General features: G+C 41.7%; 15 protein-coding genes. 8 read left to right on the plus strand and 7 right to left on the minus strand.

Translation table 11 applies throughout. From position 1 onward, the window contains the following. Positions 1-49 precede the first annotated feature (49 nt). From lon to B2M23_RS20270, 7 genes are all read right to left on the minus strand, one after another. Positions 50-2,437, minus strand: a complete 2,388-nt coding sequence (lon, locus tag B2M23_RS20240; RefSeq protein WP_013381048.1) for an endopeptidase La — start codon at positions 2,435-2,437, stop codon at positions 50-52. A 35-nt stretch (positions 2,438-2,472) separates the two neighbouring features. Beyond that, positions 2,473-2,892 (minus strand): MarR family winged helix-turn-helix transcriptional regulator, encoded by a 420-nt coding sequence (locus B2M23_RS20245; protein ID WP_013381049.1) that lies wholly within the window; start codon positions 2,890-2,892, stop codon positions 2,473-2,475. Positions 2,893-3,011: 119 nt separating this feature from the next. Further along, positions 3,012-3,668, minus strand: coding sequence for an HAD family hydrolase (locus tag B2M23_RS20250; RefSeq protein WP_013381050.1), 657 nt, complete (start codon positions 3,666-3,668; stop codon positions 3,012-3,014). Between the two features lie 87 nt (positions 3,669-3,755). Beyond that, positions 3,756-4,412 carry a TetR/AcrR family transcriptional regulator gene (locus B2M23_RS20255; RefSeq protein ID WP_013381051.1) on the minus strand — a complete coding sequence of 219 codons (657 nt, stop codon included), beginning with the start codon at positions 4,410-4,412 and terminating at the stop codon, positions 3,756-3,758. Between the two features lie 714 nt (positions 4,413-5,126). Continuing rightward, on the minus strand, positions 5,127-5,741 hold the full coding sequence (locus B2M23_RS20260; protein ID WP_013381053.1) for an L-2-amino-thiazoline-4-carboxylic acid hydrolase: 615 nt from the start codon (positions 5,739-5,741) through the stop codon (positions 5,127-5,129). Between the two features lie 57 nt (positions 5,742-5,798). Beyond that, positions 5,799-6,227, minus strand: a complete 429-nt coding sequence (locus tag B2M23_RS20265; protein WP_013381054.1) for a flavodoxin — start codon at positions 6,225-6,227, stop codon at positions 5,799-5,801. A gap of 24 nt (positions 6,228-6,251) precedes the next feature. Continuing rightward, the gene (locus B2M23_RS20270) at positions 6,252-6,815 is read right to left on the minus strand and encodes a DUF3793 family protein (RefSeq protein WP_013381055.1); all 564 of its coding nucleotides are present in this window, start codon (positions 6,813-6,815) and stop codon (positions 6,252-6,254) included. A gap of 295 nt (positions 6,816-7,110) precedes the next feature. Here B2M23_RS20270 and B2M23_RS20275 point away from each other — a divergent pair, with 295 nt between their 5' ends. From B2M23_RS20275 to B2M23_RS20310, 8 genes are all read left to right on the plus strand, one after another. Further along, positions 7,111-7,326 carry a FeoA family protein gene (locus B2M23_RS20275; RefSeq protein ID WP_038351731.1) on the plus strand — a complete coding sequence of 72 codons (216 nt, stop codon included), beginning with the start codon at positions 7,111-7,113 and terminating at the stop codon, positions 7,324-7,326. A 12-nt stretch (positions 7,327-7,338) separates the two neighbouring features. Further along, the gene (locus tag B2M23_RS20280) at positions 7,339-7,560 is read left to right on the plus strand and encodes a FeoA family protein (protein ID WP_013381057.1); all 222 of its coding nucleotides are present in this window, start codon (positions 7,339-7,341) and stop codon (positions 7,558-7,560) included. Between the two features lie 88 nt (positions 7,561-7,648). Further along, positions 7,649-7,891, plus strand: a complete 243-nt coding sequence (locus B2M23_RS20285) for a DUF6110 family protein (RefSeq protein WP_013381058.1) — start codon at positions 7,649-7,651, stop codon at positions 7,889-7,891. Between the two features lie 14 nt (positions 7,892-7,905). Further along, a complete protein-coding gene (locus B2M23_RS20290; protein ID WP_013381059.1) occupies positions 7,906-9,996 on the plus strand; it encodes a heavy metal translocating P-type ATPase in 2,091 nt (696 codons plus the stop codon). 22 nt (positions 9,997-10,018) lie between these two features. Next, positions 10,019-10,393, plus strand: a complete 375-nt coding sequence (locus B2M23_RS20295; RefSeq protein ID WP_013381060.1) for a YbaN family protein — start codon at positions 10,019-10,021, stop codon at positions 10,391-10,393. Beyond that, positions 10,386-12,170: an ABC transporter ATP-binding protein/permease gene (locus B2M23_RS20300; RefSeq protein WP_013381061.1), complete on the plus strand. Its 1,785-nt coding sequence runs from the start codon at positions 10,386-10,388 to the stop codon at positions 12,168-12,170. Before B2M23_RS20295 ends, B2M23_RS20300 begins: the two co-directional genes overlap by 8 nt. Continuing rightward, positions 12,121-13,773: an amino acid ABC transporter ATP-binding/permease protein gene (locus B2M23_RS20305; protein WP_013381062.1), complete on the plus strand. Its 1,653-nt coding sequence runs from the start codon at positions 12,121-12,123 to the stop codon at positions 13,771-13,773. The genes B2M23_RS20300 and B2M23_RS20305 overlap by 50 nt, the downstream gene beginning before the upstream one ends. After that, positions 13,773-14,072: a nitrous oxide-stimulated promoter family protein gene (locus tag B2M23_RS20310; RefSeq protein ID WP_013381063.1), complete on the plus strand. Its 300-nt coding sequence runs from the start codon at positions 13,773-13,775 to the stop codon at positions 14,070-14,072. The genes B2M23_RS20305 and B2M23_RS20310 overlap by 1 nt, the downstream gene beginning before the upstream one ends. Positions 14,073-14,103: the final 31 nt, after the last annotated feature.

Genomic DNA, 14,103 nt, shown 5'->3' on the forward strand with positions numbered 1-14,103 from the left:
TTTTTATCATTAAAAAAGACCAAGGCCTGAGTATTGGTCTTTTTAATCTTTATAAAATCATTGAAGGGGTGTGGTCCTTATCTTCCGGTTTGTTTAATAAAACATCAAATTTCAGGTCGCATTCCGGCAAATCAACGCCAAGAGCCTCTTTAAGGACATCCTCAATCGTATCGACGAAAACAAAAGTCAGTTCATTTCGCACTTCTTCTGGAATATCCTCAACATCTTTTTGATTCTCTCTGGGAAGCAGCACTTTTTCAATGCCGCTGCGGTGAGCTGCGATAACCTTTTCTTTAATTCCTCCAACTGGCAGTACCTGGCCGCTCAGGGTAATCTCACCGGTCATAGACAGTTTGCTGTCTACCGGTTTTCCAAGAACTAAGGATGCCAGAGCAGTGGTTAAGGTTACACCCGCGCTTGGGCCATCCTTGGGTGTTGCACCGGAAGGCACGTGGATATGTGTATCGTAGGAGAAATAGTTAAACCCATTGCTTTCACCGCCGAGACGGGAACGAATCAAACTCATGGCAATGGTAGCACTTTCTTTCATGACATCGCCCAACTGGCCGGTTAAAGTCAGTTTTCCGTTTCCTGGCATAATAGTGGCCTCTGTAAAGAGGATTTCTCCGCCAACAGCAGTCCACGCCATACCGGTTACCACGCCAGGTTTATTGTTTTCACCCGCTTTTTCATGGCGACGTGTTTTATTGCCAAGAATTTCTCTTAGATTGTCTTTTGTAACTGCCAGCTCTTCACATTTTCCGGAAACGATACGTTCCGTTGCCACACGGGCAATTTTTGCCAATTGCTTGGTCAGTCCTCGGACACCCGCTTCTGCGGTATAGTCTTCAATGATCTGAAGCAGTGCTTCGTCGCTGATGGTCAGCTGACTTGCACTAAGACCATGGTCGTCCAATACCTTCGGAATCAGATGATCCTTGGCAATATGCAGTTTCTCACGGTTTGTGTAGCTGGAAAGTTCAATGATTTCAGCTCTGTCTAAAAGCGGTGCTGGAATGGTGCTCAGATCGTTGGCAGTCGCAATGAAGAAAACATCGGACAAATCATATGGTACCTCCAGATAATGATCCGCAAATGTATTATTTTGTTCTGGATCTAAAACTTCCAAAAGTGCCGCAGACGGGTCACCCTGGTTTGAAATACCCAGCTTATCAATTTCATCAAGGATGAAAACCGGATTCATGGTTCCCGCGTCATTGATTCCCTTGATAATGCGTCCAGGTAAGGCGCCAACATATGTGCGGCGATGGCCACGGATTTCAGATTCATCTCTGACGCCGCCAAGGCTGACACGTACGTACTCACGATCCAGCGCTTCAGCTATACTCTTTCCAAGGCTTGTTTTACCTGTTCCCGGAGGTCCGGCTAACAGCAGAATGGAGCCCTGTTTATCTTCTTTCAGCTTCATAACAGCTAAATGCTCAATGATACGTTTTTTCACATCATCGATACCATAATGGTGCGAGTCAAGCACATTTCTGGCCTTACCAATATCAATTTCCTTAATTTCACTGTGCCAAGGCAGCTCAAGCAATAAATCGAGATAATTCTGAATGACGTTAACCTCCGCACTTCCCTGGGCCGCAGCCTCCAGCTTTTTAAGCTCTTTCATCGCTACCTTGCGGACTTTTTCCGGCATATCGGATTCTTCGATGCGCTTTCTGTAATCTGCTTCCTCTTCCTCTTCAGTATCCATCTCGCCCAGCTCAGCGCGAATATTTTTCAGCTGCTCTCTGAGCATGGCTTCTCTGTAAGCTTTATCCTTCTGCTTGGAATACTTCTTGCTGATTTCAAGCTGCAGATGAACCGAATCCTTCTCGCGGATCACATAATCAATAAATTTAAGCGCCCGTTCTTTTTCTGAATCAATCTCCAAAAGCTCCTGCTTGCTGGAAATTGGAATCCCCATCATGGGAACAGTATAGCCGATTACCTCTTCAATCGAATGGAACCCTTCAAGCAGCTTGACAAAATAATCTGCTCCCTTAAAGTTACGTCCAATATCTCCCATGATACCTTTGATATAGTCAATCATTTCTGCCTGCTCGGTTTCATCCAAATCATGAATATCCTCGAGTTCATAATAATCGCCTACAAGTCCTTCACCATCGTTGGCAATATTGCTGACGCGCACCCTTCCTAATGTATTAATATCAATAATATATCCGTTGTCTGCACGCTGAATATTATCAAAGTTCAAAAGCACTCCAACAGAGTAAAAAGATTCACCCGTCAGGAGGTCGTATGCATGATAATCTTTTGTCGTTACGCCGACAGCCAAGGTGTCGTTGCGAACGATCAGTTTTTTTATATTTTGGCCAATCACTTCATTTACAAAAATACGGCTTGCCACACCAGGATAGATAACCGTCTCAGTAATTGGAATGATCGCTGTATGCTTCATTTCTAAATTCATAAATGTCCTCCTCAATTTTATTTAAATCCATAACGTCAATTCAGTTTATTCAACAGGGTTATGAGTGTATTAATTTCTGACTCATCCAGACAAGCTTCAATGCGTTCGATCAGCCGAAGTTGGGTCAGTTCCTCTGCCCGAGCAATGCGTTTTCCTTTGGGTGTCAGGTGGATGTAGCACACCCTTTTATCTTTATCTGATTTCTCTTTGTAAACACAATCCCAGGAAATAAACTTATTGATCACTTCCGTTATGGTTGGCTTAGAATTTGATGTAAAATCAGCCAGCTTGCTAAAGGTCATATTGTTGTTTTCATCAATGATCCGTAAATAATAAACCTGTTTACGAGTCAGTGCTTTGGCCTGGCATTCATGGCTGATGGTCTCGCTACACTGGCTTCCTAGTTCTAAAAGCTTCATGTATGCCTGATAGAGCTCATGTCTTTTACATGTCATTTTGTCCACCTTTTACCATAATTAATTAGTTAGCATTAACCTAACTTTACAAGCATAATTATAGCCCTATCCTAACCAAGTGTCAAGACAGGGCTACCTTGCCTAAAGTTTTAATTAAGTTAATCCATAATCGTTACGGTTTCAAAAAAGCGGTCAAAATGTGCTATTCGATAATCCGCCAGATGGACATCAACCTGACCTTCCGGAGCGCTGAGATACGCTGTACACTGCATACCGGCCCGCTTGGCTGCCAGAATCCCGCTGCCAGAATCTTCAATGACCATACATTTTTCAGGCGCTACATTCAATAATTCTGCAGCGCGCAAAAAAATATCCGGAGCCGGCTTACCCACAGCGACGTGATCTCCTGAAACCCTTACATCAAAAGCGTCCTCTAAATCAAACAATTCCAACACACGATTAATCGCAGGAACGGTTGAGGAAGAGGCGATTGCGATGCGGTACCCTTTATCCCTTAAGGTCTTCAGAAAAACATCTACACCCTCCATCATGGTTTTCTGATTTTCATCGCTGAATAAAAAGTCCAGATATAGATTATTTTCATATTCTGCCAGTTCCTCAGCGCTCTGTTCAAAACCAAATCGTTCTTTCAGCTCCCGCCACCAGTCAACTGTCACTCTGCCCATGCTTTTCACTGCGTCTTCTTCAGACATCTCCAAGCCCATTTCGGCGTACATATCCAACTCAATTTGTTTATAGTCTGGTTCAGAATCAATAATGACTCCATCCATATCAAAAATGACTGCCTCGATCATTTCATCTCCTCAAAAAAATATTTCCTATATAAATACTGCAAACCGCTTCCGCAAGCTCATATCACTCCAAAGCATCTAACGCCGAGGTTAGATCAGAAAGCGAATTTCTGACAGTTGTCCGCTTTCAGAAAAACGAAAGGCCTGCTCAATAGTATTATCCAGCGTTTCTTTGTCAATGGCTAAAATACGAAACGTGTTGCGTACCAGATACTCCACAACCTTGTGTGCATCAAAAGGCAACTCTCTGTCGTAATAATCCATATATATTTCCTTTTGCGCGCCATAATTCGTAATGGCATATGCGTCCAGATCATCTTTCTCATATGATTTATTGAAAAAATCAAGACATGATCGATTGAATGTCTTAATTAAATACAAACGCTCTTTACGGCTGGCATCTTTTTCCAATATTTCATAATAAAACCGAGCATTTTTTGAGTCTTTAAGGATATCATCAAAAAAACAAATCAGCGTAAAACAGTATTTTGTAAACAGTGTTGCCTCCTGTCCCAAAGTCTCACTGATAGAGTTGTAAAGCCCCATGAAATATGTATTGTAAATCTCACCTACTAAATCTGTCTTTTTTTTGAAATAATAGGTCATCGTACCAAGCTTTACACCTGCTTCTTCTGCAATATCCTGGATTCCTGTATTGGTATAACCGCGTTCATAAAACAGCTTTTTTGCAGTATTCATTATATTTTCTCGGGTCTTTTTCCCTTTAGTTGTTAATTTTTCGGCCATACTTCACCCTGCTTTCTTTAAGTACTAATGGAGAATTTTATTTTCCAATACAGTAATTGTACCATTTGATTCTCATGATAACAACCAATATTCTCAGTAAAAATATCGTCTTTTTCGCTGTTTTTTTATATTTTCTTTTTCAATAATCGTTTTATTTATATTTTGATATATAATTCAATCACTACCATCTAAGCCTTGGTATTGCAAAAGAAAATTACATAAACAAAGTTACATCAATAACGAAAGAGTTTCATTTTGTAATAAAATAAAAATAATTTTTTATATTTTATACTTGACAGTTCTTTTTCTTTGTTGTATACTTAAGTCATAAGTTAGTTATGCTTAACTTAAGCAGCTAAACTGAACAACAACACACTCTCTGATTAATGCAGCCAATCAGATGAAGATTATCGAAGCACAGCGATAATCACTCACCGTAACATGTGAGAAGTATTCCTATTAAGACAAATCCTTTTAACAATCAACTTCGTTCAAATACCAATGAATTGTTTAATCCACTTTCAAAAGCTGCTGAAACTAACTTATTAATTTCTTCAAAAGTGTTTCGGGAAATGATACTCCTTCTTTTGGAGCCTGCCAAGGGCAGGCAGGCTCCTTTCCCAACACATCCAATTAACCTCTCTTGAATTGATGAATGCTATCATTCATTGTTCATTAAACAGCCTGCAGGCTTTACTGACAGGCTTTTTTTATTTAGACTTTATAAAAGCTCAGCTCGCAATAATCATCTCCCTGCCCTTTATAATAAGGACGACTAAATCCAACTTTATCTTCCATACCTTCAAAAGCAGTTTTTTCAAATTCACAAAATAAAGGAGCTAAAATGACGCAATCATTTGCTTTTAAAACATCAAAAAATAGACAGGCTTTAATATCAAAGCACAACTTGCTGCGTGTATTTTCAATCAATTCAATATCCCATTCTTTTTCAGAAAAATAATCGCTATAACCTTCCGCTACCTTTTTTCGATAGTTCGCAAAAAAGAACGGCGTTGACGACAGCCTCTCCAGCTCTCTAGACATTAAAACAGCATACCCTTTCATAAGCGCTTTTAATATTTCCTCGGTTTGCTGCCATGAAATTTTTATCTTAAGCAATGCCTGATATAACGCTATTGTGCGCAGCACAATCTCCCGCATCTGCGGCAGCTCGCCCTTTGTCTCTTCAGACGATTCTTTTGTCAGCAAAGCATCGTAGCTAAGCTCAAAAGACCTGTAGGCTTTACCTCCTCTTTCAGTTCCGAGCATTTCCAAAAGCAATAATCTGCATTTTTCAAGTAATTCCTGTTTATTGATTGCCGCTCTCATATTTTGTCCTTTCTAAGATGAATAACAAAAAGGCCGGATCTCTGCCGGCCTGTAAAACTAAAACTGCGCAAATCCTTTTCCAAAGTCAACGCACTCTTCCTCACCATCACTATCTGGTGTTTCCTGAATAATCAGCCCTTCGTCATAAAGCACTGCCCCAGCTTCACGAACACGATCCTCCCAGTCTCTCATCCATTCACCGTCGCCCCAGCCGTAAGAGCCAAACAAAGCCACTTTTTTATCTTTTAAGTTGGCTTCAATATCCGTAAAGAACGGATCAAAATCGCCTTCTTCAAGCACTTCTGCCCCCATCGACGGACATCCGAAAACAATATGATCATAATCCGCGATTTTGTCTTTGCTAAAATCCGTTACAAAAAAAGTCTCTGAACTTTTCCCACCTTTTTCAATACCGTCCGCAATACGATTGGCCATTAATTCTGTATTTCCTGTGCCGCTCCAATAAATAACTGCAATTTTATCCATTTTTATTCTCCTTTAATGATTTTATCAACCAGCTTGCATTAATTGTCTGATTGAGGCTCCCCGATTAATATAGCTGCAAACTACATCTCGGCATTTTGTATATTTTTCAAATAATTTCAATTTATTTTCAACGTCCGAATATACCTTCCAACAACCACACACCTGGCAGTTTTTTCCCTTATTGAGGATAAACCCTTCAACATCTTCTATGGGATATCCCAGAAAAACACCAATTTCGTGTGGAAAATCTCCTGTTGCACTTACATTTTTTTTAAGGTTATCCAGCAGTTCATTAAAAGTCATATTTTCTTGATAACCATATTTTTCTAAAAAGTTTATTACTTTTGGTTCTTTAAGACTCTCTGTAAGCTTCTTTTTTTGATAAACCAGAACCAATACGCGACGTTCTGTTTCCCATAACGGTTCAAGGTATAAACCTTTATGATTCAAAAAGGCATTATACTCAGATAACAAATCTGAAATATCTGCAAACTGCTTCTTTGCGCAGCAGATGAGATTCGCTTCTTTTATTCCCATCAGGGTTGGGGCACAATGAAAACCCAGTAATTTATCAAAATCATTCAGCATCTGTCTTATTTCCCCTTTTATATGTTCAATGATTCCAGCGTTAACTTTGGAATTATTGTTAGTGCTAGCTAACTAACTGAAAACATCTTAGCACGCGTTTTTTATTCTGTCAATACCTTTTCATTAAATAGGAATGATTATAAATTAGTTAATATTACGCTATTTTTTCTCTCGAAATTGAATCAATCGCTAAATTCTTCTTGACAATATTATCACAAAAGGTTAAACTTTAAACAAGATATCAGATGCGGCTAACATTTTTATGAGCATCTAACTGAATTAGGAGGTATGAATGATGCCGTTAAGTATGGCCCGTATGGGAGAACCAGTAAGAATAATGAAAATTAATGGTAAAGATGAAACAAAACGTTTTTTAAATAGTTTGGGATTTGTTATTGGTGATAATGTCACTGTCGTTTCTCAACTAGGCGGCAACATGATCATCAATGTTAAAGATACACGAGTTGCAATTGATAAATCAATGGCAAATCGAATAATGATCAACGAATAAGGAGATATGAATATGAAAACTTTAAAAGCCACTCCATGTGGTCAAACAGTAAAAGTTGTAAAAATTGAAAACAAAGGGCCAATCAAACGTCGTATTATGGATATGGGAATTACCAAAGGTGTCGATATATTTGTCCGAAAGGTTGCTCCTTTAGGCGACCCGATAGAAGTAACAGTACGAGGTTATGAGCTATCACTTAGAAAAGCTGACGCCGAAAGTATTATTGTAGAGTAATTTTATTTTATGTTTTTGTTAGTTTTTTCTAATCATGTATAGATAGTAAAACAAATATCGAGTGGACTAATTTATAAGGAGTATAATTATGAAGAATGTTTTAGAAAATGATAAGTTGACTTTTTTTATTGGCGGTATTGCGGCGGCCACTCTTGGTGTAAAAGCTTTAAAGAGTAAATGCGCCCATAAATTCTTTGTAAGTGCTTTAGCCTCTGGTATGAAATTGCAGGATGATGCTAAAGTGATGTATGAAAATATCAAGGAAGATGCTGTTGATCTCTGTTATGAAGCAAAACTCGAGTCAAAAAAAGCTGAATCTGCTGGAGAATAAGGAGTAGTCAGACTATGAAATACACCATCGTTCACGATATGCCTGGACGCATTCGTCTGCGTTGCGGGCGTAATGCTTTTTCTCTTGATGAAGGCTACAGTATAACTTCTGTTTTGATGGCACAAACCATAGTTACCGACGCAAAGGCTTCCAGTATCAACGGAAGCCTTTTAATTTTTTATATCGATGACTCCCGTTCTTTACTTTTAGACTTCATTGATACTTTAGTGCCTGCAGAACTTCCCGTCATACCGCCAGCCGAGAGAGACACCACTTCTGAAGTTGACGCAGGCTTTCAATATGCGCTTGCGTTTAGAATTGTCCGCCGATTACTTTTCCGGGGGCTTCTTCCCTCTCCTGTCCGTCATGTAATCACTTTATTCCGCGCTGTCCCCTATGTTGTGCGCGGAATAAAGAGCTTGCTTAATTTCCGTATTAATGTCGATGTTTTAGATGCATCCTCCATTGGCGTTTCTTTAGCACAGGGAGATTATGGAACCGCAAGCTCCATTATGTTTCTCCTGTCGCTTTCAGATTTACTGGAAGACTACACAAGAAAAAAAACAAAGCTTGCCCTGGCAGGAAGCTTGTCTGTCAATGTTGACACCGTATGGAAACAGGATAGTTATGGCAACTTTATAAGCACACCCATCAGCCAGCTTGAAGAGGATGATACTATTATTGTCCGTACCAGCGGCACAATCCCAGTAGATGGTACTATCTGTGAGGGTGAAGCCTACATTAACGAAGCCTGTATGACGGGCGAATCTCAGTCCGTTTTAAAAAAAGCGGAGGATTCAGTCTATGCAGGAACCGTCGTTGAAGACGGCAGCATTGTTATAAAGGTACGTGCTATTGGAAACGGGACTCGTATGAACAAAATCATCGAGCTTATTGACCAATCTGAAAACCTGAAAGCAGATGTACAGAGCCATGCCGAAAATTTAGCGGACTCCATTGTTCCCTTTAGCTTTCTGGCATCTGGTCTGGCGTTTTTACTCACCAGAAACGCGACAAAAGCGGCCTCTGTCCTGCTGGTTGACTACTCCTGCGCCATCAAACTTGCAACACCGATCTCCGTCATCTCAGCTATGCGTGAAGCTGCAAACCATAAAATCGTGGTAAAGGGTGGGAAATTTCTCGAATCTTATGCTCTGGCAGATACCATTGTTTTTGATAAAACCGGAACGCTCACCGTTGCCTCTCCAAGTGTCAATGAGGTTATTTCGTTTCCACCGTATAATAGGACAGAGGTTCTGAAAACCTCGGCCTGTCTTGAAGAGCATTTCCCTCACAGTGTTGCTCACGCCATTGTTCACAAAGCAGAACAGGAAAATCTAAAGCATCGTGAAGAACATGCCGAAGTAGAATATGTCGTTGCACATGGGATTCGTTCAAAGCTTCACGGCAAAAAGGCGCTTATTGGCAGCTACCATTTCATTGTAGAGGATGAAGGGATTCCCGTAACGCCAGAACAAAAATCCATCATCGAAGAAAAAGGTCATGGCAAATCGGCGATTTTCTTAGCTTTGGGTGACGCATTGGCCGGAATGATCTGTATTGATGACCCTCTCCGTCCAGAAGCTGCTGAAACCATACAAGCACTCCGCGAATCTGGCATAAAGAAAATTATCATGCTCACTGGCGACAGTGATGAAGCCGCGAGAGACGTCTCAGCCCAGCTTGGCATTACGGAATACCAGGCGCAAATTTTACCAGAAGACAAGGCATCAGTCATCGAGCGTCTGAAGGAAGATGGCCACCAGGTTATCATGGTGGGTGACGGCATTAATGATTCACCGGCTTTAGCCGCTGCAAATGTCTCTGTTTCCATGAAAGATTCCTCTGATATTGCCCGTGAGGTTGCTGATATTACGTTGCTCAGCACAGACCTCAGAGCGCTTGTTACTTTGCGGCACCTCAGCCTGTCTTTAATGGAACGCATCCAAAAAAATTTCCATGTCATCATTGGATTTAACAGCCTGCTGCTGGCAGGCGGGCTCATTGGATTTATTCCTCCTGCTACCTCTGCCTTTTTACACAATTTTTCTACAATGTTTATCAGCGCGGCCAGTATGCGGCCCTGCTTAAAACCACCTGTATGATCGATTATCTGAAAGGAGTTTTATGAAAACACTTTATCTTATTATTGGTTTTTTATTCTTCGGGCTTGGAGCCATCGGTGTTATCTTGCCGGTGCTCCCAACCACCCCTTTCCTTCTTGTCGCAAGCTATTGCTTCGCGCGGGGCAGCAAGCGGTTTAATGACTGGTTTTTGAGTACCAAAATTTATCAAAAACATCTGGACAGCTTCGTTAAGGAACGAGCCATGACACTGAAAACTAAGATTTCGCTTCTGTCCTTTGCATCCGCTATGCTGATCCTGGCCTTCTGTCTGGTCGATGTCATTTATGCGCGTATCCTCATCATTGCGGTAATGATTTTTAAATACTACTACTTCATCTGTAGGATTAAAACCATTCAGGAGGTACAGAATGATTGACAAACGCCTGACACATATGATGGGTAAGGCTAACCGCTATATTTTTTTAAATGTGTTCTTTAACTGGATCTGTCTTTTAGCAAACATGGCGATTGTTTTCACCATCGCCTGGCTTTTGCAGAATATTTTAACAGACGGTATTGAAAGCATTAAAATATCCGGCTATCTGGTAATCATCTGTGTGTCTTTGATTGTACGGTCTGCCGCTACTCTTATGGCTTCAAAAATGTCTTACGCAGCTTCCTCCGGTGTAAAAAAAACATTGCGTGAAAAAATATATGAAAAACTTCTTCGCCTGGGCATAAGCTACAATGAAAAAATTTCTACAGCCGAAGTAGTTCAGGTTTCTGTGGAGGGTGTTGAACAACTGGATATTTATTTTGGCAAATATCTTCCGCAGCTTTTTTATAGTCTTCTCGCACCGTTAACCCTGTTTGCAGTTCTCTCGTTTGTTAATTTAAAAACCGCACTGATCCTTTTGATCTGTGTGCCGCTTATCCCTGTTTCAATTGTAGCTGTACAAAAAATCGCCAAAAGGCTTCTATCAAAATATTGGAGTACCTATACAGAACTAGGAGACAGCTTCCTTGAAAATCTTCAGGGGTTGACGACCCTTAAAATTTATGAGGCGGATCATTATAAAAATGAAGAAATGAATGCTCAGTCCGAAAAATTCCGAAAAATAACCATGAAGGTCCTCACCATGCAATTAAACTCTGTAACTGTCATGGATATTATCGCCTACGGGGGCGCTGCCGTTGGGATTATTCTGGCGGTCACAGAATTTATGAAAGGAAATATTTCCTTTGGCGGTACCTTTGCACTGATTATGCTTTCAGCGGAATTCTTTATCCCATTGCGTCTGCTGGGCTCTTTTTTTCACATCGCAATGAATGGAATGGCCGCATCGGATAAAATTTTTCGTCTGCTTGACCTTGATGAGCCTGTCCACGCCGCGGGTAATATTGATCCAGAGGACGCGGATATTCATTTAAATCACATTGAGTTTTCTTATGATGTCGAGCGCCCTGTTCTGGAAGACGTCTCCCTAAGCATTCCAAAGGGAAAATTTGTATCCATCGTCGGAGAATCTGGCAGTGGAAAAAGTACCATCGCTTCGCTTATTATGGGTGCCCATCGCAGTTACCGCGGCGATATCAGTATTGGAAAGCAAAATTTAAAATCCCTGTCTGAAGCCAGCATTATGGAAAATATCACCCTCGTAAGTCACAACAGTATGATTTTCAAGGGAACTGTTCGTGACAATCTTTTAATGGCCCAGCCAAATGCCAGTGACGAAGCGCTGTACTCTGTACTCAAACGGGTTTGTCTCTATGATTTTCTTATAGAACAGCAAGGGCTTGATACACAGATACTGGAGAATGGTTCAAACCTTTCCGGAGGCCAGTGCCAGCGTCTTTCCCTCGCACGGGCACTTCTTCACGACTCTGAAATCTACATTTTCGATGAAGCAACTTCTAACATAGATGTGGAGAGCGAAGAACAGATCATGGACGTCATCGAGGATCTGTCACATACCAAAACGGTTGTGCTGATCTCCCATCGACTGGCCAATGTGCGTTCCACCGATCAAATTTATGTTTTGTATAAAGGGCGTATCATCGAATTCGGAACGCATACAGAGCTTTTGGAAAACAGCAGCTACTATGCAGATCTGTATTTTACCCAGACATCTCTTGAAAATTATGGAAAGGAGACTCCTGTCTATGCGCAGAAATCCCATCTCAATCATGATGCGGCTTATCGGGCTGGTTAAGCCGCTGATCCACATCATGCTGCTCACGATCCTTATGGGTGTTGCGGGCTATCTATGTGCAATTTTTATTACCATCCTGGGCAGCTATGGTATTCTTTCCATTCTGGATATCCAGAAAATAGATTTAAAGCTGCTTTTTATGGTCATCCTTATCCTGGGGCTTTTGCGCGGCGTGCTTCATTATATTGAACAGGCCAGCGGCCACTATATCGCGTTTAAGCTTCTTGCTATTATCCGTGACAAAGTTTTTAAAGCCCTTCGCAAGCTTGCTCCTGCAAAACTGGAAGGCAGGGATAAAGGCAATCTGATTGCTGTCATTACTGGCGATATCGAGCTTCTGGAAGTATTTTATGCGCACACCATCGCCCCCATTGCCATCGCTATTATCACCTCTTTAATCATGGTAATCTTCATTGGGCAGTTTCATCTGCTGCTCGGCCTTATTGCCGCCGTCGCCTATCTTTGTGTAGGGCTTCTCATTCCCGTAGCCGCCTCACGGCTGGGGGCAGATAAAGGAAGAAGCTATCGGAGACTTTTTGGCGAGCTCAACACCTATTTTCTGGACAGCCTGCGCGGTTTAAAGGAATGTATCCAATACCATTGCGGCCCCTCAAGGCTAAAAGAGATCACACGCCAGTCCGATGCTCTTGATATTCATCAAAAAGCCTTGAAAAATCAGGAAGGTTTATCGGCTGCTGTTACAAATACAGTTATCCTGTTTTTTGATCTCGCGATGCTTTTTTCCTCTATTATACTAATGCGTCAGGGGATTGTCGGCTTTGAAGGTATTTTAATTCCAACCGTTGCCTTATTCAGCTCCTTTGGTCCAACCGCAGCGCTCAGCAGCCTTTCAAACAATTTGCTTCAAACCTTTGCCGCCGGAGAGCGTGTGCTGGATATTCTAGACGAAAGTCCAGTTGTTAGTGAAGTGGAGAAGGGTGTGGACATTACCTTTGACAGAGCCTCATGTAAAAACCTCTCTTTCGCCTATGACGACGAAATAATCCTCGACAATATTACCATGGAACTCCCCGCCTCAAAGGTTATTGGCATTCATGGAAAAAGTGGGTCTGGAAAGTCTACTTTTCTTAAACTGCTCATGCGCTTTTGGGACCGCCAGTCCGGCAGCCTTGAGCTTTCCAGTTATGATATCCGCTCTGTTAATACCCGCAGTCTCCGTGAAAATGAAAGCTATGTCACTCAAAGCACCTACCTTTTTAATGATACTATCGGAGCAAATATCCGTGTTGCCCGTTTAAACGCCAGTGACGAAGAGGTGGCCGAAGCCGCAAAAAAAGCCGCTATCCATGATTTTATCACTCGGCTTCCTAAAGGGTACGATACTCCCGTAGGCGAACTTGGCGAATCCCTGTCGGGCGGCGAACGACAACGTATTGGGCTGGCCAGGGCCTTTTTACACCAGGCACCCTTTATTCTTCTCGATGAGCCTACCAGTAATCTGGACAGCCTGAATGAAGGGATTATTTTGAAATCCATCCGGGAGCATGCAGCTAACCATACCGTTGTGTTGGTTTCTCACCGGCGTTCCACCATGGGTATCACCGACCTGGATTATTCCATAGAAAACGGGAGGCTCTCCTAATGGCATGTGTAAAATCTGAACAGCATATTATTGAAAAAATGATCCGCCTCTACTGCTTAAAAAAGCACCGCCAAAAAAACCTGTGTCCCGATTGCCAGGCACTTCTGGATTATGCTCTGGGCCGCCTGGAGCGATGTCCTTTTCAGGATTCAAAATCATTCTGCAGCCATTGTCCGGTCCACTGCTACAAACCGGAAATGCGAAAACGCGTGCAGGAGGTAATGCGTTTTTCAGGCCCCCGGATGCTTTTTCATCATCCTGTTTTGGTGGTTAAGCATATGATTGAAAGCAATCGCTGATGACAAACGGCCTTCTTTGAGGTAAAATAAC

Source organism: Eubacterium limosum, from assembly GCF_000807675.2.
GTDB classification, from domain to species: domain Bacteria; phylum Bacillota; class Clostridia; order Eubacteriales; family Eubacteriaceae; genus Eubacterium; species Eubacterium limosum.

Excerpts from the sequence above, each read along its gene's own strand:
- B2M23_RS20250 (WP_013381050.1), bottom strand. The coding sequence starts at position 3,668 with ATGATCGAGGCAGTCATTTTTGATATGGATGGAGTCATTATTGATTCT.
- B2M23_RS20255 (WP_013381051.1), bottom strand. The coding sequence starts at position 4,412 with ATGGCCGAAAAATTAACAACTAAAGGGAAAAAGACCCGAGAAAATATA.
- B2M23_RS20305 (WP_013381062.1), top strand. The coding sequence starts at position 12,121 with ATGCGCAGAAATCCCATCTCAATCATGATGCGGCTTATCGGGCTGGTT.
- lon (WP_013381048.1), bottom strand. The coding sequence starts at position 2,437 with ATGAATTTAGAAATGAAGCATACAGCGATCATTCCAATTACTGAGACG.
- B2M23_RS20245 (WP_013381049.1), bottom strand. The coding sequence starts at position 2,892 with ATGACATGTAAAAGACATGAGCTCTATCAGGCATACATGAAGCTTTTA.
- B2M23_RS20290 (WP_013381059.1), top strand. The coding sequence starts at position 7,906 with ATGAAATACACCATCGTTCACGATATGCCTGGACGCATTCGTCTGCGT.
- B2M23_RS20275 (WP_038351731.1), top strand. The coding sequence starts at position 7,111 with ATGCCGTTAAGTATGGCCCGTATGGGAGAACCAGTAAGAATAATGAAA.
- B2M23_RS20310 (WP_013381063.1), top strand. The coding sequence starts at position 13,773 with ATGGCATGTGTAAAATCTGAACAGCATATTATTGAAAAAATGATCCGC.
- B2M23_RS20295 (WP_013381060.1), top strand. The coding sequence starts at position 10,019 with ATGAAAACACTTTATCTTATTATTGGTTTTTTATTCTTCGGGCTTGGA.
- B2M23_RS20265 (WP_013381054.1), bottom strand. The coding sequence starts at position 6,227 with ATGGATAAAATTGCAGTTATTTATTGGAGCGGCACAGGAAATACAGAA.
- B2M23_RS20285 (WP_013381058.1), top strand. The coding sequence starts at position 7,649 with ATGAAGAATGTTTTAGAAAATGATAAGTTGACTTTTTTTATTGGCGGT.
- B2M23_RS20270 (WP_013381055.1), bottom strand. The coding sequence starts at position 6,815 with ATGCTGAATGATTTTGATAAATTACTGGGTTTTCATTGTGCCCCAACC.
- B2M23_RS20260 (WP_013381053.1), bottom strand. The coding sequence starts at position 5,741 with ATGAGAGCGGCAATCAATAAACAGGAATTACTTGAAAAATGCAGATTA.
- B2M23_RS20300 (WP_013381061.1), top strand. The coding sequence starts at position 10,386 with ATGATTGACAAACGCCTGACACATATGATGGGTAAGGCTAACCGCTAT.
- B2M23_RS20280 (WP_013381057.1), top strand. The coding sequence starts at position 7,339 with ATGAAAACTTTAAAAGCCACTCCATGTGGTCAAACAGTAAAAGTTGTA.